The organism is Ensifer sp. Root954 (assembly GCF_001429005.1).
GTDB classification, from domain to species: Bacteria; Pseudomonadota; Alphaproteobacteria; order Rhizobiales; family Rhizobiaceae; genus Ensifer; species Ensifer adhaerens.
This window is the reverse complement of sequence record NZ_LMJM01000054.1, coordinates 275-21862: the sequence shown is the minus strand read 5'-3', so window position 1 is coordinate 21862 and position 21588 is coordinate 275. Positions and strand designations below refer to the sequence as shown.

Annotated in this window: 25 protein-coding genes; 12 read left to right on the top strand and 13 right to left on the bottom strand. The window is 57.6% G+C overall.

Features of this window, described 5'->3' with window-relative positions; translation table 11 throughout:
- Positions 1-65: 65 nt before the first annotated feature.
- The 3 genes from ASE71_RS34665 to ASE71_RS34655 form a co-directional block, all read right to left on the bottom strand.
- Positions 66-338 carry a XapX domain-containing protein gene (locus ASE71_RS34665; RefSeq protein ID WP_060520944.1) on the bottom strand — a complete coding sequence of 91 codons (273 nt, stop codon included), beginning with the start codon at positions 336-338 and terminating at the stop codon, positions 66-68.
- 71 nt (positions 339-409) lie between these two features.
- Positions 410-1099: a hydrolase gene (locus tag ASE71_RS34660; protein WP_060520945.1), complete on the bottom strand. Its 690-nt coding sequence runs from the start codon at positions 1097-1099 to the stop codon at positions 410-412.
- A gap of 134 nt (positions 1100-1233) precedes the next feature.
- The gene (locus tag ASE71_RS34655) at positions 1234-2166 is read right to left on the bottom strand and encodes a VOC family protein (RefSeq protein ID WP_034802231.1); all 933 of its coding nucleotides are present in this window, start codon (positions 2164-2166) and stop codon (positions 1234-1236) included.
- A gap of 116 nt (positions 2167-2282) precedes the next feature.
- On the opposite strand from ASE71_RS34655, the gene ASE71_RS34650 reads away from it, so the two are divergent.
- Entirely contained in the window at positions 2283-3182 is a 900-nt protein-coding gene (locus ASE71_RS34650; RefSeq protein WP_034802228.1) for a LysR family transcriptional regulator, read from the top strand.
- A 261-nt stretch (positions 3183-3443) separates the two neighbouring features.
- Here ASE71_RS34650 and ASE71_RS34645 read toward each other — a convergent pair whose 3' ends face one another.
- A complete protein-coding gene (locus ASE71_RS34645) occupies positions 3444-4211 on the bottom strand; it encodes an alpha/beta fold hydrolase (RefSeq protein ID WP_034802225.1) in 768 nt (255 codons plus the stop codon).
- Between the two features lie 445 nt (positions 4212-4656).
- Here ASE71_RS34645 and ASE71_RS34640 point away from each other — a divergent pair, with 445 nt between their 5' ends.
- From ASE71_RS34640 to ASE71_RS34625, 4 genes are all read left to right on the top strand, one after another.
- On the top strand, positions 4657-5046 hold the full coding sequence (locus ASE71_RS34640; RefSeq protein ID WP_060520946.1) for a hypothetical protein: 390 nt from the start codon (positions 4657-4659) through the stop codon (positions 5044-5046).
- Between the two features lie 66 nt (positions 5047-5112).
- Positions 5113-5616, top strand: coding sequence for a DUF3833 family protein (locus ASE71_RS34635; RefSeq protein WP_060520947.1), 504 nt, complete (start codon positions 5113-5115; stop codon positions 5614-5616).
- A 3-nt stretch (positions 5617-5619) separates the two neighbouring features.
- Positions 5620-6948 carry an MFS transporter gene (locus ASE71_RS34630; protein WP_060520948.1) on the top strand — a complete coding sequence of 443 codons (1329 nt, stop codon included), beginning with the start codon at positions 5620-5622 and terminating at the stop codon, positions 6946-6948.
- 71 nt (positions 6949-7019) lie between these two features.
- A complete protein-coding gene (locus ASE71_RS34625) occupies positions 7020-7826 on the top strand; it encodes an SDR family NAD(P)-dependent oxidoreductase (protein WP_060520949.1) in 807 nt (268 codons plus the stop codon).
- A 6-nt stretch (positions 7827-7832) separates the two neighbouring features.
- Here the strand turns inward: ASE71_RS34625 and ASE71_RS34620 are convergent, their stop codons facing one another.
- From ASE71_RS34620 to ASE71_RS34610, 3 genes are read right to left on the bottom strand one after another with little or no spacing between them, the layout of a single operon-like run.
- Positions 7833-9050: an SAM-dependent methyltransferase gene (locus ASE71_RS34620; RefSeq protein ID WP_060520950.1), complete on the bottom strand. Its 1218-nt coding sequence runs from the start codon at positions 9048-9050 to the stop codon at positions 7833-7835.
- Positions 9047-9844, bottom strand: coding sequence for a DUF1365 domain-containing protein (locus ASE71_RS34615; protein ID WP_320410657.1), 798 nt, complete (start codon positions 9842-9844; stop codon positions 9047-9049). Before ASE71_RS34615 ends, ASE71_RS34620 begins: the two co-directional genes overlap by 4 nt.
- The gene (locus ASE71_RS34610; protein ID WP_060520952.1) at positions 9844-11202 is read right to left on the bottom strand and encodes an NAD(P)/FAD-dependent oxidoreductase; all 1359 of its coding nucleotides are present in this window, start codon (positions 11200-11202) and stop codon (positions 9844-9846) included. The genes ASE71_RS34615 and ASE71_RS34610 overlap by 1 nt, the downstream gene beginning before the upstream one ends.
- 89 nt (positions 11203-11291) lie before the next feature.
- Between ASE71_RS34610 and ASE71_RS34605 the strand changes: the two genes are divergently transcribed.
- Genes ASE71_RS34605 through ASE71_RS34595 form a run of 3 tightly spaced genes read left to right on the top strand, consistent with a single transcriptional unit; the run spans position 11292 to position 13092 of the window.
- Positions 11292-12005, top strand: coding sequence for a sigma-70 family RNA polymerase sigma factor (locus ASE71_RS34605; RefSeq protein WP_320410656.1), 714 nt, complete (start codon positions 11292-11294; stop codon positions 12003-12005).
- The gene (locus ASE71_RS34600; protein ID WP_060520954.1) at positions 12002-12673 is read left to right on the top strand and encodes a ChrR family anti-sigma-E factor; all 672 of its coding nucleotides are present in this window, start codon (positions 12002-12004) and stop codon (positions 12671-12673) included. Before ASE71_RS34605 ends, ASE71_RS34600 begins: the two co-directional genes overlap by 4 nt.
- Positions 12674-12687: 14 nt before the next feature.
- The gene (locus ASE71_RS34595; protein WP_034802206.1) at positions 12688-13092 is read left to right on the top strand and encodes a DUF2177 family protein; all 405 of its coding nucleotides are present in this window, start codon (positions 12688-12690) and stop codon (positions 13090-13092) included.
- A gap of 34 nt (positions 13093-13126) precedes the next feature.
- On the opposite strand, the gene ASE71_RS34590 is transcribed toward ASE71_RS34595, so the two are convergent.
- The 5 genes from ASE71_RS34590 to ASE71_RS34570 all read right to left on the bottom strand — a co-directional run bounded on the left by ASE71_RS34590 (position 13127) and on the right by ASE71_RS34570 (position 17311).
- Positions 13127-13897 (bottom strand): ABC transporter ATP-binding protein, encoded by a 771-nt coding sequence (locus tag ASE71_RS34590; RefSeq protein ID WP_082566486.1) that lies wholly within the window; start codon positions 13895-13897, stop codon positions 13127-13129.
- 23 nt (positions 13898-13920) lie between these two features.
- The gene (locus ASE71_RS34585) at positions 13921-15024 is read right to left on the bottom strand and encodes a succinylglutamate desuccinylase/aspartoacylase family protein (protein WP_162251889.1); all 1104 of its coding nucleotides are present in this window, start codon (positions 15022-15024) and stop codon (positions 13921-13923) included.
- A gap of 11 nt (positions 15025-15035) precedes the next feature.
- The gene (locus ASE71_RS34580) at positions 15036-15779 is read right to left on the bottom strand and encodes an ABC transporter permease (RefSeq protein ID WP_060520956.1); all 744 of its coding nucleotides are present in this window, start codon (positions 15777-15779) and stop codon (positions 15036-15038) included.
- Entirely contained in the window at positions 15776-16444 is a 669-nt protein-coding gene (locus tag ASE71_RS34575; protein WP_246802826.1) for an ABC transporter permease, read from the bottom strand. Before ASE71_RS34575 ends, ASE71_RS34580 begins: the two co-directional genes overlap by 4 nt.
- Positions 16445-16519: 75 nt before the next feature.
- Positions 16520-17311, bottom strand: a complete 792-nt coding sequence (locus ASE71_RS34570; protein WP_156411769.1) for a transporter substrate-binding domain-containing protein — start codon at positions 17309-17311, stop codon at positions 16520-16522.
- A 51-nt stretch (positions 17312-17362) separates the two neighbouring features.
- On the opposite strand from ASE71_RS34570, the gene ASE71_RS34565 reads away from it, so the two are divergent.
- On the top strand, positions 17363-18277 hold the full coding sequence (locus ASE71_RS34565) for a MurR/RpiR family transcriptional regulator (RefSeq protein ID WP_060520958.1): 915 nt from the start codon (positions 17363-17365) through the stop codon (positions 18275-18277).
- Positions 18278-18765: 488 nt separating this feature from the next.
- Positions 18766-19461: an SDR family oxidoreductase gene (locus ASE71_RS34560; protein ID WP_060520959.1), complete on the top strand. Its 696-nt coding sequence runs from the start codon at positions 18766-18768 to the stop codon at positions 19459-19461.
- Between the two features lie 173 nt (positions 19462-19634).
- Here the strand turns inward: ASE71_RS34560 and ASE71_RS34555 are convergent, their stop codons facing one another.
- Positions 19635-20192 carry a fasciclin domain-containing protein gene (locus ASE71_RS34555; protein ID WP_034802194.1) on the bottom strand — a complete coding sequence of 186 codons (558 nt, stop codon included), beginning with the start codon at positions 20190-20192 and terminating at the stop codon, positions 19635-19637.
- Between the two features lie 383 nt (positions 20193-20575).
- Here ASE71_RS34555 and ASE71_RS34550 point away from each other — a divergent pair, with 383 nt between their 5' ends.
- Entirely contained in the window at positions 20576-21073 is a 498-nt protein-coding gene (locus tag ASE71_RS34550) for a TspO/MBR family protein (protein WP_060520960.1), read from the top strand.
- A gap of 97 nt (positions 21074-21170) precedes the next feature.
- Positions 21171-21416, top strand: coding sequence for a hypothetical protein (locus ASE71_RS34545; protein WP_060635021.1), 246 nt, complete (start codon positions 21171-21173; stop codon positions 21414-21416).
- Positions 21417-21588 lie beyond the last annotated feature (172 nt).

Sequence of the window (21588 nt, the reverse complement as noted above, 5' to 3'; positions counted from 1 at the left end):
CGGAAAGAGAGCGGGCAGCGCCAGCGACGAGGCGGCACCGAGGAACGAGCGTCTTGTCGGCATGATCAGACACTCTCGCGATCGTTAACTTTGCGAGCCGCTGTCTGTCCGCCCGGGAGGTGGCCGAACATGTGCGGCTTGACCTGGTTGATCCACGAGATTGCCGCCGTCTCGTTGCTCCACAGGGTCTTGGCAAAGGGGACGATCTGTTCGCCGAGCAGAATCCCAAGAAGGCCGACAAGGGCAATGACCGGGGGCGCTGGCGAACGGACATTGAGGAGGCTGTAGACGATTCCGACCAGAAGTCCGGCGCCGAGTGACATGAGGTAAAGTTTCATGCGGGTGATCCTCACCTGTTGAGGCTGCCGCCCTTACCGGTTCGACCCGGTCAGAGCGGCTGCCTACTGCATCACTTGACCGGGTTCGGGCCGATCCGCTTGCCGTGGGTGACGCGTTCGCCGGCCTTGTGGACCATGGTGTAGGCATAGTCGATGCCCATGCCATAGGCACCGGAGTGCTCCTTCACCAGCGAAGTGACGGCGTCGTAGGTTTCCTTGCGAGCCCAATCGCGCTGCCATTCGAGCAGTACCTGCTGCCAGGTGACCGGAATGACGCCAACCTGGACCATGCGGTCCATCGCATATTTGTGGGCGTCGGCCGAGGTGCCGCCCGACGCGTCGGCGACCATGTAGATTTCGTAGTCCGGAACATCATGGAGGGCTGAAAGCGCGAAGGTGGTGTTGCAGACCTCGGTCCAGAGCCCCGAGACGATGATCTTCTTGCGACCGTTGGCGGCGTTCTTCGCCAGGGCATCACGGACGTTCTGGTCATCCCAGGAGTTCATCGAAGTGCGCTCAAGGATGTCGTTTTCCGGGAACACGGCGAGCAGTTCAGGATAGGTGTGGCCGGAGAAGGACTCGGTTTCGACAGTGGTGATCGTCGTTGGGATGTTGAAGATCTTGGCAGCCCTTCCGAGGCCGACGACGTTGTTCTTCAGAGCCTGGCGATCGATCGACTGCACGCCGAAAGCCATCTGCGGCTGCTGGTCGATAAAGATAAGCTGGCTGTTTTGCGGGGTCAGAACTTCGAGCTTGGACATCTGGAATACTCCGTTTGGTGTCGCCGGCGTGCGACGGTTGAAATGAGAAGGGTTTCGGAGACGAGCCGGCTGGCGCGAGTAGCCGGCTCAAGGTTGTCGGTTGGTTAAGTCGTGCGTATCAGATTCGACGGGTTCTAAGCGGCAAGCGGAACCAGACCGGCCTCGATCTTGTTGCGGAAAGGCTCGTAACGGTTCGGAAGCTTCAACGCCTCGCCGAGATGGGCGGTGTCCTCGTCACGGTCGAAGCCGGGCTCGTTGGTTGCAATCTCGAACAAGATACCACCGGGTGTCCGGAAATAGATCGCCCAGAAATAGTCCCGGTCGATGACGGGGGTTACCTGGTAGCCGGTATCCATCAGGGCCTTGCGCACTTCGAGTTGCTTTTCCCGATTTTCGACCGCAAAAGCGATATGGTGGACCGAACCCGCCCCCTGACGGGCGAATGGCGTCTTCGGCAAGGCCGCCAGTTCAATGGTGTCTGCACCGTTGCCACCAGGAAGGATCAATCGCGTGACGTCTCCTTCCACTCCGGCAATCTCATAGCCCATAAAGCGCAGCAATTCCTCGGTCGCAGCAGTGTCGTGCAGATTGAAACGGGCGCCGGTAAAGCCGCGAATGGCGTTGTCCTCCGAGATACCCTCACCAAGCCATGGCGCCCGCCCGTCGATAGCCGTTTCGACCAAAGCGAGGCCATCGCCATCAGGGCCTGTGAAGCGCAAGCGCTCTGCGCCGAAGACCGTTTCAGCCTGCATGCCACCGACACCTTGAGCAACCAGGCGCTCCTTCCAGAAACTAAGCGTTCCTTTCGGGATAGAGAACTGGGTTTCGCCGACTTCGCCGACACCGGGCCGTCCGGTCATTATATGGGGAAAGGGAAAGTAGGTCATGACCGTTCCGGGCGTGCCCAACTCATCACCGTAATAGAGGTGGTAGACACTGGGCTCGTCGAAGTTGACCGTCTTCTTCACCCGGCGCAGGCCGAGCGTGTTGGTGAAAAACCTGTTGTTCTTTTGCGCGTCCGACGCCATCGAAGTGACGTGATGCAGTCCCTTGATATCCTTGATCATGGCCAGTGCCCTTTCCGTTGACGTTGTCCGTCGATAGACAAGGTTATAGCCGGGTTGATTGGCGCAAAGAATTGCAATATTTATCTCGAATGAATTGCAGAAATTGAAACAATGCGATGAACGACTACAAAGCCCTGAAGACCTTCCTTATGGCGGCTGAGAAGCGCAACTTCGCGCAGGTTGCACGCGAGCTTGATATGACGCCGGCCGCAGTTACGCGGGCGATCGCCGCGCTCGAAGACGATCTCGGCGTGCAGCTGTTTGTGCGGACAACGCGCCAGGTTTCGCTGACGACGGACGGCGCCGTCTTTGCCGCGCAAATCCAGCCGTCCCTAGAGGCGCTGGAAAGCGCCAGACGCGACGTAAGAAACGCTCATAAGGCGGACCAGGGTCGCTTGCGAATAAGCGCTCCGACTTGGCTCGGTAAAACCGTTCTACCGTCGATCCTGTCCGGCTTTCGAGAACTCTATCCAAAAATGTCGTTTGAAATCTCGCTCTCGGACGGCTTGGTCAACATCGTCGATGATGACTACGATCTCGCGATCCGCATCTCATCCCAGCCATCGGACAAGTTTACGATATGGCGCAAGATCCGGGCCGTGCCGAGAATTTTGGTGGCGGCGCCGGGCACCCGGTTCACCGAGATGGACCACCCGAGCGAGTTGACGCCGGACGACTGCCTTGCATACAGCGGCGAAAGCAGGCGGGAGACCTGGCACCTTTCTGATGGCGGATCGAGCACGACCATCACGGCCGGGAGGGCGTTCAGCGCCAACAGCGGCGAGGTGCTTGCCGACATGGCCGCCGATGGAGCGGGCGTTGCCATGCTTCCGGGATTTCATATCGCGGAGCGAGTCCGCAGCGGTCGCCTCGTCCATGTCCTTCAAGGCTGGTCGCCCCCGGAACTTTGGCTGACCCTATACTATCCGCCTTATCAAGCGCTGCCGCCCCGCATCGCGACCTTCTCGAAATTCTTCGAAGAACAGTTGCCGGCTCACATGATCATGCTTGATTGACGAGCGAAATGGATCCGGAGCTACAACCCGATGCGGCTGTTAGCGCCTGGCGTTCAGTCATTCTGACGCAGGGTTCGCGCGCGTCAGCACCGGCGCTTCGCCCGCAGGATGGCGTCGAACAGCAGCGCCTCGCCGATGCTGTCACTGAAGCGCTAGCACACGCCTCGGCCCGTCGGCGCCGCCGCAATGGCTGAACCGCCCCGTCACGGCAAAGCCGCCACCCTCTCGGGTGACGGCTTTGGTCACTGGAGTTTTCAGAGACTACTTCGCAGCCTCTTCGATCACGTCTGCGACGGCTTGGGGCTGCGACACCATCACAACGTGGGATGCACCCTCGATTACGACAGTGTGCTTGGAGGCCGCCCGTTCGGCCATGAAGCCGAGTGCCTTCGCTGGGATGTTCTTGTCGCCGTCCCCATAGATGAAATAGGAGGGCAGCGTCTTCCAGGCGGGCGAACCTGACTTTTCCGTCAAGGCAGCTTCGGTGATCGGGCGCTGGCCGGCGGCCATCAGTGCCGCATCCTCGATTGAAACATCGTGGGCGAACTGGTCGTGAAACTTCGCCTGGTCGATGGAAAGATCGACGCCGCCACCTATCAGCTTTACCGGGGCGGCGAGCGCTTGGCCAAGCGTGCCCCCGGGGAACTTACCGGCGAGATCGGCAGCTGCTTCTCCAGCTTCCGGAGCGAAGGCTGCAACGTAGACCAGCGACTTGACGTTGTCCTTGCCGTTTGCCGCGGTCGAGATCACCTGGCCTCCGTAGGAATGCCCAACGAGGACGACGGATCCTTTGATGCTCGAGATGATGTCTGAAACATAGGCCGCATCGCCTGCGACACTGCGCAGTGGATTGGCAGCGGCAACGACCGTGAACCCGTTTTTCTGAAGGATCTTCGTCACACCATTCCAGCTCGACGCATCGGCGAAAGCGCCATGAACGAGAACGACTGTGGGCTTTGCGGGCTGGGCAACAGCCCCGCCGGACAGGAGAGCGGCGATTAAGGCAACGGTCGCAGCGAGTTTAAACATGACGATATCCTTTGTGGCTTCGGTCCAATACAGGCTACGAGGGAGTTTTTATCGCGCCCGATTAGTTTGTGCACAATCTATATTGCCTCAAAAGAAACATGTCAACCGCGCTAATAGATCGCGCGCGACTAATTTTTTTGCGCAACGAAGCCGGAGACTGCGAGGGTCCAGCCGCGCATTCTCATCCTTCAGCTGCTTCAGCTTTTCCAATCTCCGGCGGCAATATACCTGCGTATTTTTCTTCCAGCTGTAATGGGTCGCCTGACTGCCTCCGGCACGCGATGGAGCATCTGGCGCGGTAGGTTCAGTTTTTTATACGAATACGAATGAGGCGCGGATCGTGGCGCTTATCGAAATCACTACAAGGCTCATCCGGACTGATCCAACCGCGCCCACTTCTCGTAATCCAGGCTGACGAAAAACAACGGGAGCGAACGAACGAGCCATGTTCCGAACCGCAATAGCGATCGCAGCTGTGTGCGCAGCCGTACCGTCAGAGGCCGCTGCGGAGCAATACAGAGCAAACGAGATCAAGGGAGAGATCGTCGGCAGGCGCATCTTCCTTGAAGCTCCATTGGGTGGGGAATTCCCGCTAAACTATCGAAGAAGTGGCAGTGTCGACGGTGACGGCGAAGCTTTGGGCCTCGGCCGGTTCGTCAAACCCAAAGACACCGGCACTTGGTGGATACAGTCTGACCGTCTCTGCCAGCAGTTTCGCACCTGGTACGACGGTCGCCCGATGTGTTTCGAGCTCTACCGGGTCGAAGAGAAAAAGCTGAAGTGGATCCGGAACGACGGAAAGACCGGTATCGCCCGAATAGGTCCCGAGCTTTGATGTGGCAGCGAAAGGAGGCCGCGAATTGAAGCTTATGCCGCGCAATCGATTTGACGGAGGAAATGCATGCGCATCTTCAGCGTTTTTCTTACGGTCCTCGCCATGAACCTTGCATTGGTTGCGCCAGCGGCCGCCGGGTCCTTTTCGCTTGAAAGCTTCTTTACAGGCAGGTCGAGCGCCGAGGGAAGCTTTCAAAGCATCACCGGGGTTAAAAGGACATTCGAAGTCGAGTTGGTCGGAAAATGGGACGGCCGCACCCTGACGCTCAGGGAAGATTTCAGGTTCGATGACGGCAGTCGAGATCGCAAGACGTGGCGGTTCATAAAGGATGGACCCGGCAGATACAGGGGTACGCGCGAGGACGTGATTGGAGAGACGCAGGTGCGGATTAAAGATAATGTCGCGCGCTTCAGCTATCTGGTCTTCCTCGACTCAAAAAACCGCAAGAACAAAGTTCGCTTTCACGACACCATGACATTGAACAATGACGGTCGTGTCCTCAATACCGCCTATGTGACGAAATTCGGATTGCCGGTTGCCTGGACGCGTGTCGAATTCAGGAGACAGTGACTGATGTGGAAAGTGTCTAGCAGACGAGCATCCAGGTCACACCCTTCGACACTCATCCTCTATGCGCTTCCAGCGTTCCCATTGGCGGCGCTTGCGCTGCCGCTTTTCGTCATCGTTCCGACGTTATACTCCGAAGTCATGGGACTACCGGTCGCGGCCGTCGGCGGTGCACTTTTTGCCATTCGTCTTCTTGATGCAGCGAGTGATCCGATATTCGGCTGGCTTGCCGACCGGTGGAATGGCGTTGGCGGTCGCCGGCGTGGCTTTTTTCTTGCGTCAATTCCGCTAACCGCGGTCGCCGCGTTCATGCTTTTTTGGCCGCCTCAAACAATCGGGCTCGGCTATCTGCTTATATGGGGTGGGCTTTTGTCACTTGGCTTTACCTGGTCCTCTCTGCCCTACACTGCCTGGGGGGCAGAACTTTCAACCGACTATGCCGAGCGAACACGCGTTGCAGCTTTCCGCGAAGGCGCGACGCTTATCGGGACTTTATCGGCCATCAGCCTTCCCTTCGCTGTTGGGACGGCTGGGGCAAATAACGCCGATGGGCTAAAGGCGGTAGCCGTTCTTGTCGCGGTCTTGCTTCCGCTCACAGGGCTTATGGCTTTCGTTTTCGTCCCCGAACCCGTCAATCGGTCGACGCGGGAGTTTGGCCTGATGCAAAGCCTGGTTTTCATGTCGAAGAACCGGCCGTTCCTGCGTCTCATCGCCGCTTTTCTTTTGAATGGATTTGCAAACGCAATCCCAGCTACTTTGTTTCTTTACTTTGTCTCAGAGCGTCTGGGAGCTGCGGAATGGCGCGGCCCGTTTCTCCTACTCTATTTCGCATGCGCAGTTCTTGGCGTACCGCTCGCAGTAAAGGCCGCAAGGCGCTGGAGCAAGCACAAGGCCTGGAGCGGCGCTATGCTGGTGACGTGCTCGATCTTTGCGGTATCAGGATTTCTCGGCGACGGAGACCTGGTCGCCTTTGGTGCGATATGCGTGTGCACCGGTCTTCTGCTCGCCTTCGACCTTGTCTTGCCTCCATCCATGCAGGCAGACGTAATCGACAACGACACAGCAGTCTCAGGCTCTCAGCGTTCCGGCATGTATTTCGCGGCGTGGGCACTTGCCACGAAGCTCTCTCTGGCGACAGCAGTCGGGGTGACGTTTCCCATGCTCAGTCTGATTGGCTTCGACCCGGCTCAAGATCGTTCGTCGCCCGACGCTCTCAAGGGTCTTTCGTTGCTTTACGCCTGGGCACCAATCGTCCCGAAGCTCGCAGCAATCGGGCTCATGTGGGGCTTTCCGATCGATCGTGTGGCCCAACGAGAGCTTATTGGCCGGACTTGACGGTATTGCGCTCGTCTACGGCTGCCAGGTTGATGACACGTTTTCCCCATCGCCCACTGAGGTAGGTTTCCATGACTATCGGTCGCGATTTAATCAACAATCACGCCTTCCACGAGACGGATCGTCGAAAGGTGGCGTGGGTTACCGGCGCAAGCTCCGGCATCGGGAAATCGCTTGCACTCCGTTTGGCACTTGACGGCTGGACCGTCGCCATAAGCGCGCGCAACTCGGTGGAGCTCGATACTCTCGCACAATCGCTGGAGAACAAGATCCATTCTTTTCCCCTCGATGTGACCGACCGCGAAGCGGCAGAAAACACCGTACGCGACATTGAAATGCGCCTGGGTCCGATTTCCCTTGCGGTCTTCGGCGCAGGAACGTACCGGCGCGATAGCCTGTCGACCTTCGACGCCGCGGCGATCGGAGAGATGGTCGGGCTCAACATCATGGGAACCGTGAACTGTTTGCAGGCGATCATGCCAGCGATGACGACGCGCCGGTCGGGACGGATTGCCGTCATGGCATCTGTGGCAGGCTACACCGGTCTTCCTGGTGCCGCGGGCTACGGCGCGACCAAAGCCGCCTTGATCAACATGTGCGAGGCCCTTTATCCCGAACTTGAACGGCAAGGCGTTCAGATGACAATTATCAATCCAGGATTTGTCGATACGCCCTTGACGCGTCAGAATGACTTTCCAATGCCTTTCCTGATCTCTTCGGAAAGTGCGGCGGAATACATCATGCGCGGGCTTGAGCGGGGGAAGTTCGAGATCGCATTCCCGTGGAGGATGAAAGTGGTCTTGAAGCTATTGAAGGCGCTTCCTCCAAGCCTGAGGTTCGCCTTGACGCGCCGCATGTTGCGTGAGGAGCAGACCTGACCTCCGTCACGTTGGTTCGAGCCGGAACTGGTAGACATCGATGGTCCCGTTGCGAAAGCCGGCGGCGCAGTAGTGAAGGTAGTAGCGCCACAAGCGCTTGAACCGTTCGTCGAATGCAGCGGATTCAATCTTGTGCCAACTTTTGAGGAAAGCACCTTCCCACAAGAGCAGGGTTTTCTCGTAGTCACGGCCGAAAGAAAATGCATCCCGCACCCGTAGGCCGGAAGTGACAGCCTCCTGCCTGAAGACTGCCGCAGAAGGCAGCATGCCACCGGGAAACACATAGGTTTGAATGAAATCGGCGTTTTGCCGATACCGCTCATACCGCCTCTCGTCGATCGTGATGACCTGGATCAGCGCTTGTCCGTCAGGAGCGAGGTTCGTGCGCAGCTTCTCAAAGTAAACCGGCCAATTCTCCTCTCCCACGGCTTCGAACATCTCTATTGAGACGATCTTGGTGAAACGTCCTTCACAATCCCTATAGTCTTGCAGCCGCACCTCGGCCAACGGAGACAATCCCTTGTTTGCCAGCCGAGCTCTCGCAAAGTCGGCCTGCTCCTTCGACAAAGTCAGCCCGGTAATGCGACACCCCGTGCGCGAGGCCGCGTACTCCATAAACCCGCCCCAGCCGCAACCGATCTCAAGAACATGATCTTGCGGACCGATTCGAAGCTCACTTAGGATCCTGTCGTACTTGGCTTGTTGGGCTTCACCGAGTGACTGCCCTTGCCGCTCAAAGATGGCGGCAGAGTACGTCATCGTCTCATCGAGCCATGCGCGGTAGAAATCGTTCCCGAGGTCGTAATGGAACGCGATATTTCGGCGGCTCCCGGCACGGGAGTTTCGTCTGAACAGATGCCGGAGGTAAGCGAGGCGGCTTATTAGCGGGCGAGAGGCGAGCGCTGGCTTGAGGCTCTCTTCGTTGGCAAGCGCCAAATCCATAAGCGTTCCCAGGTCTGGCGTCTCCCAGTCGCCATCAAGATAGGATCGAGCAAACCCGAGGCTGCCGCTTGTGAGCATACGCCAGACCGCTCTTGAGTTCGTAAAGACGATCGCTGCAGTCGGACCGGGGACGTCGCCTTTGACCAAATGCACTGCCCCACAGGGGAACTCCGCGCGCAACTGCCCGCGTTTGATACGGGCAAGCCAACCGCATACTATTCTTTGCCACAGCGGGCGGCCCGACGATATTGAAAATGCCGCACCCTGATCAAGCTCGCTCATGCCAAGGTGTCTTTCTGTTCGAAACGGGAGACAATCGTTGTGGCGACCCGCAGGTCCGCCGGTCGATGACGATGCACGGGCATGCCCTTTAGCCAGATCTTGAGCGCCTCCCAATGGATCGCACCCATTACTTTTACTGTCATCATGGGGTGTTTCAGGAAGGTTAGAAAAAGCCTCTTATCCGAGATCTCTTCCCTTTCTCCGGAAAATACAGCCGTGAGAAGTCGCCCGTCACAATCGTTTTCGGTTATGCCGACGAACACGGTTTCCCCCGGCGGCCTGAGGTTGAACTCATAGCGGCAATCCATGGGTACAAACGGAGAAACGTAAAGTTCTTTGACGCACGACTGCCGGATCGCTCCGCCCTCGTCGTCGCTCACCGGAATGACATAGGTATGGCGTTCGTGGAATGTGTTGCAGACCTCATAGAGAACGGCCCGGACTTGGCCATCGCTTGCCTCACAGTAAAAGACCGTCAAAGGGTTGAAAACGTAGCCGAGTATGCGGGGATAACATAGCACACGGATACGCAGCTGCTTCACGTCCACCCCGGCCTCGGAAAGCTGGCGTTCGACCCAACTGCGTAGCGCGCCTACTTCACCATTCCCGTGATCGCTGTCGCGAAAACTGAACAGAGCAAAGCGATTATGGCCGAACAGGCGCAACTTGCTGTCCAGCGAAGCCAACTCGTCCAGATCGAGGAGCAGCGAAAAGACCCTGTAGGAAAGCCTATGCCGGCGGGGTCTAAACCGAACGTGGCACACCTGGCCGCTGTAAAGAGCCGACCTCGACATCATTGAGCCGCCGCGTAACCGATCTCGCAGGGGAGCCTGCCAGAATCGTCGCGGACCGTCCATGGACGCCGCTCGCCGGAGATGGCCTCGGCAACCGCAAGACCGGACTGCAGTCCGTCTTCGTGAAATCCGCTGCCGAAGTAGGCCCCGCAAAACCAGACACCGCCGCGTCCTTGGAGATCCCAAAGCTCCTTTTGAGACGCCAACGCTCGCTGATCAAATAGGGGATGGTCATAATCGAATGTCGCGATTATCCGCTCACTGGCTATCTTTTGATGCGGGTTCAGCGTCACAAAAAGCGGCGTCGCCGGATCGATCCCTTGCAATCGGTTCATCCAGTAGGTCACACAAAGCTGGCGCTCACCACAATCATCCGACGCGCCAATGTAGTTCCAGCTCGACCACACGTTTCGCCGCCTGGGCATCAATGAGGTATCTGAGTGCAGAACCGCCTTATTGCTTGTGTAGCTGATCGCGGACAACAGCTCTCTTTCACGTGCGTCAGGCTCGGCAAGCATCGCCAGCGCTAGATCGGCGTGAGTCGCGATGACCACATCCGTGAAAGTGTCACGATTGCCATCACGATCTGTTATGACCACCGTCCCCACCTCGCGGCGGATTTCCCGGACTGCCCTGCTTGTCCGAAGCTCGCCGCAATAGTCCGACATCAGCCTGCTGACATATTCTCGGCTTCCGCCGGTTACGGTTCGCCAACGAGGTCTGTCCGTCAATTCAAGCAAACCATGACTGTCGCAGAATCGAATGAAGGCATGCAGCGGATAATCACGCATGCGTTTGGTCGTTGTGGACCAGATCGCAGCGCCCATGGGAAGGAGATGATCGGTAACAAAGGCATTGCTGTAGCCATTCTCGTCGAGATACTCCCCCAGCGTCTTGCTAGCGAGATTTAGCCGATTAAGGGCTTTGGGAGCTTCTCGATAGAAGCGCAAAATGTCTGACAATATTCTCCAGAAGCGCGGACGAAGTGCGTTCAACGGTTGACCAAACAAGCCTGTCAATCCAGAGCCCGAGTATTCGAATGCCCCGCCATCCAACGAAGCGGAGAACGACATATTGGAAGCTTGGGTCGGGACGTCAAGGTGATCAAACAGCGCTACAAGGTTGGGATAGTTGCGATCGTTGTACACGATGAACCCGGTATCGACCGGAACCGGTCCAACAGCCGTCGGCGCGAAGACGGTGTTGGCATGACCGCCAGGTTTGTCGCCGGCTTCGTAAAGAACGACCTCTAAGCTTTTACCGAGTAGCCAAGCCGCGGACATTCCCGAGATACCGGCGCCAATCACAGCGACACGCCGTTGCCCGAATTCACCCCTCATACCCCGATCAAACCGCATGTTATCCCCTCAATTTGACGAACAATTACGAACGCACTACGAAAAAATCTCCCGATCGGATTGATCACCTTGCAAAATTTTGGACAACAATGATCCAAGAAGCAGGAGGCATCGTAATAGGTGCCATGGAGACAATTCTTGCGATTTCCGCTACCGCTGTTCCAGATATCCCATTTGTTCGATCTGGGCATGAGCCGCCGGTCGACCTTGGGAGGCAGAAGAAGCGTGGACGCATGGTAGAGCGGGACGGGGAACTGACTAAAGATGAAGCCTGCTCTCTGCTCGAGGCAGTCGGTCGCAAGCGAGATATCGAATCTTTCGAGGCGTTGTTCCGCTATTACGCTCCGCGCGTAAAGGCCTATATGGCGCGCCTTACGCGTGATCCAAACATCGCCGAGGAATTGATGCAGGAAGTGATGATCACCGTTTGGAACAAGGCAGGCCAGTTCGAAGCGACACGCGGTAACGCAGGTACGTGGATCTTCACGATTGCCCGTAACCTTCGTATTGACGCGTACCGCAAGAACCGGAGGCCGGATTTCGACGTCAATGACCCCGCATTTGTGGCAGACGATGCCAAAAGCGCGGAGAACGAGCTGGCGGAACGCCAGGATGCGACCCGGTTGAAGGACGCCATGAAGGACTTGCCTCAGGAACAGATCCAATTGCTGAAGCTTTCGTTCTTCGACGATTGCTCTCACAGTGCGATTGCCACCAAGCTGAACCTGCCGCTCGGAACGGTGAAGTCGAGAATCCGACTTGCCTTTGCGAGGCTTCGGGCTGCGCTGGAGGACGGAAAATGAATATCCGTCATCATGTGAGCGACGAATTGCTGGTGGGATATGCATCCGGCACGCTTGAAGAGGGTTGGCGGCTTGCTGTTGCAACGCATCTTGCGTTGTGCCCCAACTGCCGGACAAGACTGACTTTGATGGAGAATACGGCCGGAGAGTTGCTCGAGAGCATGGAGCCAGTGCCAATAGAAATCTCGTCTTTCGATCGGTTGAAAGAGCGCCTACGAACCGCGGAATCTCCCCCAAGCGTCTCGCCGAAGCAACCTGCGAGAGTAATGCAAGTCGTTTCGCCGCCAACCATCCCGGAACCGTTGCGATCCTATCTTGGAGGAGATCTGGCGGAGCTGAAATGGAAGTCTCTGGGACGTGGCGCCTATCACATTCCGATCAAGCTGGCCGATCGGTCGACAACGGCCCGTCTGCTTCGCATACCGGCCGGAAAACCCGTGCCGGAACACAGCCATGGAGGGCGCGAATTGACGCTCGTGCTCAGCGGAAGCTTCAATGACGGAGAACTCTTGTTCGCCCGCGGAGATATAGAGGAGGCAGACCCGAGCGTTGAACACCAGCCCCTGGCAACGCCTGAGCAAGATTGTATCTGTCTGGCGGTAACCGACGCGCCGCTCAGGTTCCGAAGCTGGTTTATGCGTTTGCTTCAACCTGTCCTTCGGATCTGATCGGAGGCGACCGGATGACCTACGCGATATCCTACGTGGCGACAGCGATCGTCTTTCTCGGCTTGGACTTTTTGTGGCTGACCGGGTCGTCGAAATTCTATCGCAGCCGAATTGGAGAGCTTCTGCTCGAGCATCCAAATCTCATTGCCGCCGCTGCATTTTACGTCATTTATGTAACCGGTGTTTCATATTTTGCCGTCATACCTGCGCTCAGCTCCGGACGTTGGACGACAGCACTGGTATCGGGAGCTCTGCTCGGCCTTGTCGCTTTCGGCACCTACGACATGACAAATCTGGCAACGATCAAGGGGTGGTCGTTGGAGGTAAGCTTGGTGGACATGGTGTGGGGTGTCTTCATCACCACGGCGTCCGCTCTCGCCGGATATTTTTCCGTTTCGGCCGTACAAAAGCTGATTTGACCCCAACTCGGAGATTGAAGCGGCCAGGGGCCGCTCAATTCGTGTGCCGCGAAGAAAGAAAGCTTTGAAGACGTTCGGAACTCGGATTGCTCAGAACGTCGCGTGGATCGCCCTGTTCCTCGATCACACCCTGGCTGAGAAAGATGACATGATTGCCAACGTCGCGGGCAAATGCCATTTCGTGGGTGACGACGATCATGGTCCTTCCCTCCTCGGCCAATCCCCGCATGACCCGAAGCACTTCGCCGACAAGCTCCGGATCAAGCGCCGAGGTCGGCTCGTCGAAAAGCATGATCTCCGGTTCCATCGCGAGCGCCCGGGCGATCGCAACTCGCTGCTGTTCTCCGCCCGAGAGAAATGCCGGAAAGGCATCGCGGCGGTGCGACACGCCAACCTTTGCCAAGTATGCGTCGGCTCGTTCAGCTGCCTCAGCGCGGCTTATCCCCTGTACGCGCATCGGCCCCAGCATCACGTTCTCCCTCGCCGTCATGTGGCTCCACAGGTTAAATTGCTGAAAGACCATTGATAACCGCGAGCGCATCGAAGCGAGCTTCTTGGGGTCATGTACCGTCAGGTCTCCGCTCGACGCCTTTCTCAGGTCAAGTTTTTCTCCCTGAAACCGATAGCTGCCCTCACACGGGTGCTCCAGGAAATTGAGGCATCGCAAGAACGTGCTTTTTCCCGAGCCGGACGCGCCGATCATGGAAATCACATCTCCGCGCCTCGCGCTGAGCGAGATGCCTTTGAGCACCTCAACGGAGCCGAACCTCTTTCGGATGTTGGTCACTTCGAGCATCGCTGTCATAGTCTGTCTCCGCGCCTTGGCGCTCATGGGCTTAAAAGTGGACCGTTGCGGAACACATCGTTGCCGGCGATCTTGCCAAGGCGTTTACCGCGCTCGGCGATGCGGCTGTCAGCGCGTGCGTAGAACACGCCTGATGTCTGCGCCTTCACGGCCGTCACCGTTCCTGAAAGCGGGTCGATGATCTCAGCTATCACATCACCAGCCCTTACATGATGGCCAAGGTCGAGTGCGTAGCTCACGACCCCCGCAGACGGTGAAATGACAGCTTCTGAACCTGCGAGCGGGGTGGGCTCGCACAGCTTGGCCGGCGCCTGCGCGGCCGAACCCTTGACGACCCCTAGATCGCGTAGGAACTCGACGATCGCCTCGGCGTCGCTCCGGGCGCGTCGCCGATCCACATCGCTACGACCGCGCAACTCAACGGTGGTCGAAGCGCAGCCAAGCGGGATGTTCGCGTCGGGCAGCGCTCTTGCCAGGTCCAACCATGGGCGCACGAGGGCCTCGTCGAACGGATTGAGTCCTGAGATCTCAGCAAGCAGCACCGCTCGGGCGTGAAGACGCGTCGCAAGCGACGAGAATATCCGTGCGAAATGCGGTTGCGTGTAGAGATGAACCTCAGCCTCTCCATCACAATGGAGATCCAGCACATAATCGGCATCAATCGCAAGTTTCATGAGGCATTTTCGAACGTTGTCCGAGGGGGTGACGACGTGCCATTCCTCAACCAGGGCCATCAACTCGGCGCGGATGGCGGCCGCGTTAGCGCTGGCGTCTGAGCCCAAGCGGTTGGAAAGCCGGGCGGACAGCTTGGGTCCGAAATCCGGATAATGCCGGTTGAAGTTCCGTCCGTCATAAAGATCGAAACGGCCTTCCTGCTGACCAAGGGAAAACTGAGACAGCCCGACCGGATTGGCTACCGGAACGACCCGAACGCAGCCGAAGATCGCGTCGGCCGCCTCAAGCTCCGCCAACGTCTCGCAAAGCGCATGCGCGACGATGATGCCGGGAGCCTCGTCGGCATGGAGACCACCTTGGATATAGACAAGTGGCGTGTCTGCGTGCCGCCCGAATTCGACACATTTCAAGCTATGCCGCGTGCCGGGTCCCTGACCTTCGATATCGAACATTGTCTCTTTCATCATGCAACTTTCGGGTTGAGATGCTCGGCTGGCTTCTCTTTGGCGTTCGGAGCGTCCGAGCGGGAGAGATGCCGCAAAAAGTGCGTCTCGAGCCAGCGGAAAAAAGTGGTGAGACCGATGGTCAGACACAGATAAATTGCGGCGGCGACGCCGAAGGATTCCGCCAGCACGAGATAATTGGTGTAGACGTCGCGCGCGACCCGCATCACCTCGACAATCGTCACGGTGCTCGCAAGGGCGGTGGCATGCATCATCATTACCACCTCGTTGCCGTATTGCGGCAGTGCGCGACGCCAGGCCGATGGCCAGATTACGTACCTGAGAACCGCCGCGCGGCTCAAGCCGATCGAACGTGCCGCTTCGATTTCGCCTGGCGCCGTGGTTCGGATCGCGCCGGCGAATATCTCGGTCGTATAGGCGACAGTGTTGATCGTCAGCGCAAGCCACGCGCAAAACCAGGGAGAGCGGAATAGCGGCCATATCGCGCTGCTGCGCACGAATTCGAACTGAGCCATTCCGTAGTAAATGACAAACAGCTGAACAAGAAGCGGCGTGCCGCGGATGACGTAGGTGAACAGCCATACCGCGCGAGAAAAATGGGGCGACCGCATCGAGCGCACGAGCGCCAGTGGCACCGAGACCGCAAAACCGCTGACGACGACGGTTGCCAACAGGATCAAAGTGTTTACCAGACCGCCCGCAAATGCCGGCAGGTTATCGGCAACGATTTCCCAGTCGATCATGCAGCACCTCCGCTGCGAACGCCGCGTGAAGAAAGCTTCTCAAGCGCTCCGAAGAGGAGAACCGAAAATGTGGTGACCGCGAGATAGATGAGGCCGATAAGCGCGTAGAAGGTAAATGGCTCCCGCGTCGCCGCAGACGCAAGCCCGGCCCGGTGGACCATATCGTCGAGCCCGATGATCGAAACCAGCGCTGTCGCTTTCAACATGACCAGCCACGTATTCGTCAGGCCGGGCACGGCATGCCGTATCATCTGCGGCAGCAGAATGTAGAAGGCCACCTGCCAGCGGGAAAGACCGTATGCAAAGCCAGCCTCGATTTGCCCCGCCGGCACGCTCAGGATCGCTCCCCTGAACGTCTCGGTCAGGTAAGCTCCGAATACAAAGCCGATTGTGCTAACGCCGGCTATGTAGGGATCGACATCGAGATAACCCCACCCATAGGTTTCGGAGATGGAATTGAGCAGGATCTGGCCGCCGTAGAAGACGACGAGCATAACAAGCAAATCCGGCAAAGCGCGCACCGTCGTCGTGTACGCGGCAGCCGACAATCTTGCCGCTTTCCCGCCGTAGACCTTTGCGGACGCGCCAATCAGGCCGATAACACAGGCGATCGCCAGTGAGACCGACGCCACGCTGAGGGTCACACGGAGCCCCCCCAGAATCATCGGTAGATAACCTTGGAACATGGAACAGCACCCCTTGCGACCGGCGCCGCCCAGGCGCCGATCGCGGGAAAAGAACTACTTCTTTGCCGATTGCGGCGTGACGTCGAAGTCGAAGTATTTGCCCGACATTTGCTTGTAAGTACCGTCGCTCATGATGGAAGACAGAGCGGCATTTACTTCCTCGCGCAGAGCGCCATCTGACTTACGCACAGCGATGCCGACGCCGCCGTCGGCGTCCTCGCCCAAGAAGAGGGTGTCGCCGACTTGCTCAAAGTCCTTTCCTTCGGGCTTCTTCAGGAAAGATTCGGCCGAAACCACCGACGATCCGAAGGCGATGTCGCCGCGACCCGCCGCCAGCTCCAGGTAGACGGCCGGCTCCTTGTCCACCGCCAAAACGGTGCTGTCAGGGTAGTTTTTCGCAACATACTCGGCACGCGGAGAGTTGCGTAGGACGATGATCGTCTTGCCCTTTAGCTCTTCCGGCGACCAGCTCTTGTAGTCACCCTTGCGCGCCACCCATCGCGACGGGACGTCATAGTAAGGGTTGGAAAAGTCGACGACCTTCTTGCGCTTTTCGTTGATCGTCATCGAAGCCACGATGATATCGAACTTCTTGGCATTAAGCGCCGGGATCATCCCGTCCCATTCCTGCTGCACCATCACGCAGTTCTTCTTCAACTTCGCACAGATCGCATTTGCGATGTCGATATCGAAGCCGGAAAGCGTTCCATCGGGAGCAACTACGGAGAAGGGCGGATAGTTTCCTTCCACGCCTATGCGGAGATTCTCCGCAAACGCAGTACCGGCGAGCATCGTTGTGGCAACGATTGAAGCGAGAAATTTCATTCGCATGCGATTTCCTCCCAAAATCAGCTAAGCTGACTTCTCAATGGCAGGATATTTTCATAGAGTCAACAAATGAAAGAAAATTTTCAGACATCCCTCACCTGGAACGCAGAAGCCGATCGACGCTTCGCCACCTCTGCTTTAGGTCTCGAACTCAGCAGGCTGCTGCGGGACGGATCGGCTTCGCAGCGGGCACTGTCCGGTTTTGTGCTCCGGGACCCGATGTTCGTGGCAACGCATGGCATCGAGGAACTTGCTTCTGCAACGGGAACTTCGGCTTCAAGCGTCAGCCGTTTTGTTCGAGACCTCGGATTGGCGGGCTTTTCGGAGTTTCGATCGTCCATCGCCGCTATGGTGAGCGAATTGATAGCGCCTGTCGCCAAGCTCGATGCCTCGATAAGAGACCTCGATAAACGTAGCCAGGGTGTTGAACTCAGCATCGAGGTGACGGGCTCCAACATTGACGCGCTCAAGAGCCCGCAGACCGCCGAATACATACGCGTTGCTTGCGGTGACATAAGAGCGGCTCGAAGGGTATTCGTGATAGGCTTTGGCCTTTCTGCGCACCTCGCGGCAATGCTGGTCCTTTCGCTGCAACCTTATCGGGACGAAGTTATAAATGTCGCTCAATACGGAGGAACGGAGTCCGCTGCCGCGCGTGCGATGTCGATTGGAGAAGGCGACGTACTGGTTGCAATATCTTTCCCCAGGTATTCCAGGGATGTTGTCGAGATCGTCAGATTTGCACGTGACAAAAAGGCGAAAATTGTCGCCATAACGGATTCTCCAGCCGCTCCGCTGGCTCAATTCGCCGACCGATTGCTTCTCGCGCCATCCAGACACCCGGTTCTTTCGGCCACAAACGTCCCGGCCATGGCAATCATCGAAGCCCTGGCGTCCGACTTCATGCTGGCGGATCCTGACAATGTCAGGCGAGCAGAGCAGCTTGCTAAGGCTATTTCGTCATACCTGACCGAAGGCGATTGACCAGCCCACCAAGGCCACGAAGGATCGAAGGGTAGCCATCGGTGCTCTCGCTCACAGGTCAACTTGCCGAGGATCCACTCACGCGTCGTTGTCCTATCAAATACGCCCTCTCTCCCGTCGCGTCCGCTGGACAGGGCATATCCGTCGCCTAAGGAAACTTTTGGCGATGCTAAGCGTGAGTCATCTATAAGGGCCGAACTCCCTCTGCTGCGCCGAAAAACCTCCGCGGCCACGCTATGCGATAATCCAACGAGCCGTTCCCCTCGTAAACGCTCTTGGGTTTTCAAACGGTGTTCCCCCATGAAATGCTGTCGCAGACTGATCTTTATTTTTGGCGACCAAGAGCTTTCGGCAAACCGAAGACTTCAACACCCCTACGCCACCTGACGGCGCATGACGCAGGACCGGAGAAATGAGTATCGGCAAAGCGCCAGCGCTTTCCTGCAACGTCTGGACGAGGGTCTTGGTGTTTAGAGGAGGATTGAAAGATGCCGCTTACGTCACTTGCTAAAGGATACCGCGCCGTGGTTTTGGGAGCCAGCGGCGGCATCGGATCCGCAATCGCCGGCGAACTCCGGTCCGATCCCAATTGCCTGCAGCTTGTAGCGCTCTCGCGTAGGGACAATTCCTTCGATATCACAGACGAAGAGAGTGTCGCAGCAGTAGCAGCGAAGACTGTAGATGGGCTGCATCTTGTTTTTTGTGCGACCGGCGGACTTGTTGTCGACGGCGTGGGTCCTGAAAAATCACTCAAGCAAGTCGACCCAGATGTGATGATGCGGCAATTCGCGCTGAACGCGATTGGACCGGCACTCGTTCTCAAACACTTCGCGCCGAAGCTCGTCCGCAGCGACCGCGGCATAGTCGCCTTCCTGTCTGCCCGGGTCGGGTCGATCGGAGACAATCGCCTGGGGGGCTGGATTTCCTACCGAGCGTCGAAGGCTGCGCTCAACCAGATCGTCCGCACAGCTTCCGTAGAACTGACCCGCACCCATCCGCGCGCGGTGGTCGTCGCACTCCACCCAGGGACGGTCGCGACAAAAATGACGGCAGACTACTCCACTCCCCACCGCCGGTTGGATCCCAGTGAGAGCGCATGTGCAATGCTCCGGGTTATTGATCGGTTGACGCCGGAAAACTCCGGAGGCTTCTTCGCCTATGATGGCTTGCCCGTTGAGTGGTGAGCATTGTTAGGGGGCACAGCACTTAGATCTTTGGTCCACGGCGAAAACGTCCGGTATTTCAAGCATTGCCATCGTTTGGCGGTGAACGGCGCAGGGACCGATGTTGCCAGTTTGCCGCCGACCTAGCCGGCGGCAAACGCATGTGGTCAACCACGACCCGTTCTTATGTTTTACTACGCTTTCGGAAGCAGCACTTTGTCGATCACATGAATGACACCGTTTGACTGCTTGACGTCGGCGATCGTTACAGTGGCAATGCCACCCGTTTCGTCAGTGAGTGTGATCTTGTCGCCATCCATCTTTGCCGAAAGCGTGCAACCGCCCACGGTCTTGACTGAATGGTTCCCTCCGTCATCGGCAATCATCTTGCCGACTGCATCGGAAAGGGCATTGGCAGCCACGACATGACAAGTCAGCACTTTGGCGAGCTTTTCTTTGTTCTCGGGTTTCAGGAGTGTGTCGACAGTGCCGGCAGGCAAGGCATCGAAAGCTGCGTTCGTCGGCGCAAACACGGTGAACGGGCCATCACCGGACAGCGTATCCACGAGACCGGCGGCTTTCACTGCTGCAACGAGTGTCGTGTGGTCCTTCGAATTTGCTGCGTTTTCCACGATGTTTTTGCTTTCGGACATGGCCGCTCCACCGACCATGGGGTTGTCGGCATTAGCAGCGAAGGCTACGAGAGCGAAAATAGACGCGATCGCGGCGGTACGTCTTAGGGACCGTTTCATTCGTGCATTCCTCCTTGCTGGCCCGCACCATGCGGGCGTTCCCAACCGATGTTCGCCAGACGTTGTCCAGCACCATCAATACGCCGTCTTTACCAAACTGGATCACCGTCGCGTCCGATATGACCGACGCTGCGGAAAACCGACCCAATGTTGGACCGCTGCTTCAGTGAATGCGTGAGAACGGGATTGGGCTCGCCGGGCCGCGTAAGATCCCAACTTCAATTCGCTGATCCAATCAGCAAGGTCATACGTAACGGAAGAAAAGTCAGCCGTCGGCTCGCGCTTCGACGGCAACCGCTCGCCAGCGCCGCCAGCGGATCTGGCAGTCCTCACCGAATGAGACAGGTCTGGTCAGCGTTGGCCACCGCATTAGGGGTAGAAGAATGTTGCAACGAACTTCCACTGACAAAAGAAGATGGGTCCGTGCGCTGGCAATTGCGATTGTACCGGTCGCCGCGACATCCATGCTAGGACAATTGGCGACCTATCCAAACCTCGAACGCTGGTATTCAGCGCTGGAAAAGCCGAGTTTTAATCCTGCGAACTGGATGTTTGCTCCGGTCTGGACAACGCTTTACATCCTCATGGCTTACGCTGCCTGGCGGCTCTTGATCCTCCCTGCCAGGACGCCGGGCAGGCTGACGGCACTGGCGCTATTTTACGTTCAGCTCGCCCTCAATGCGTTGTGGTCCTGGATGTTCTTCGCCATGCAAAGTCCGGTCGCCGGCCTGGTGAACATCATCGTGCAAATCGGGTTTATCCTCGCAACGATCGCGCAGGCCTGGCGCCTCGACAAGAAAGCGGCACTTTGCCTCTTGCCGCTGGCAGCGTGGGTCTCCTTTGCGGCCGTACTGAATTTCGCAATCTGGTTCCTCAATTGATGGCGTTGGCGCGAAGGCAATAGGTGTTCTCGCTTTGACGCATGCGACGCTCTGGACAGCTCAAATGTGCTCGGCCGCTAGCTCCATGAAGACATCTTTGGCTAAGATCGGGCGAGCCCGCGTCGCCCTTGCGTTGCCTCGTCATCGTGAACAGCTAGGCGCTCTGGACGGCGAGCAATTCGATCTTCTTTTCGAGACCTACGCGCTTGCCGCGATGACGGTCGACGAACTTTTGAGGAAACAGTCTCCTGAGCAAGACCTTAGACGGTATCGCGAAATATGCCTGGACATCCAGGAAGACATCACCTTGCTGCTTGGACGTCTGCAAAGGCAATCCGAATGAATTTGAGGTGCCTTAGCCGTTATTCTTGCCGGTTCCCTGTAGCCAGCCGGCAAGCTCCCGGCGCACGACGTGTTCGAGCACGGCCATGCCTTCGGCGCTGTCGTTCAGACAGGGGATGTGGGTGAACTTCTCGCCGCCATTGTGATGGAAGCTTTCGGCCGCCTGCTCGGCA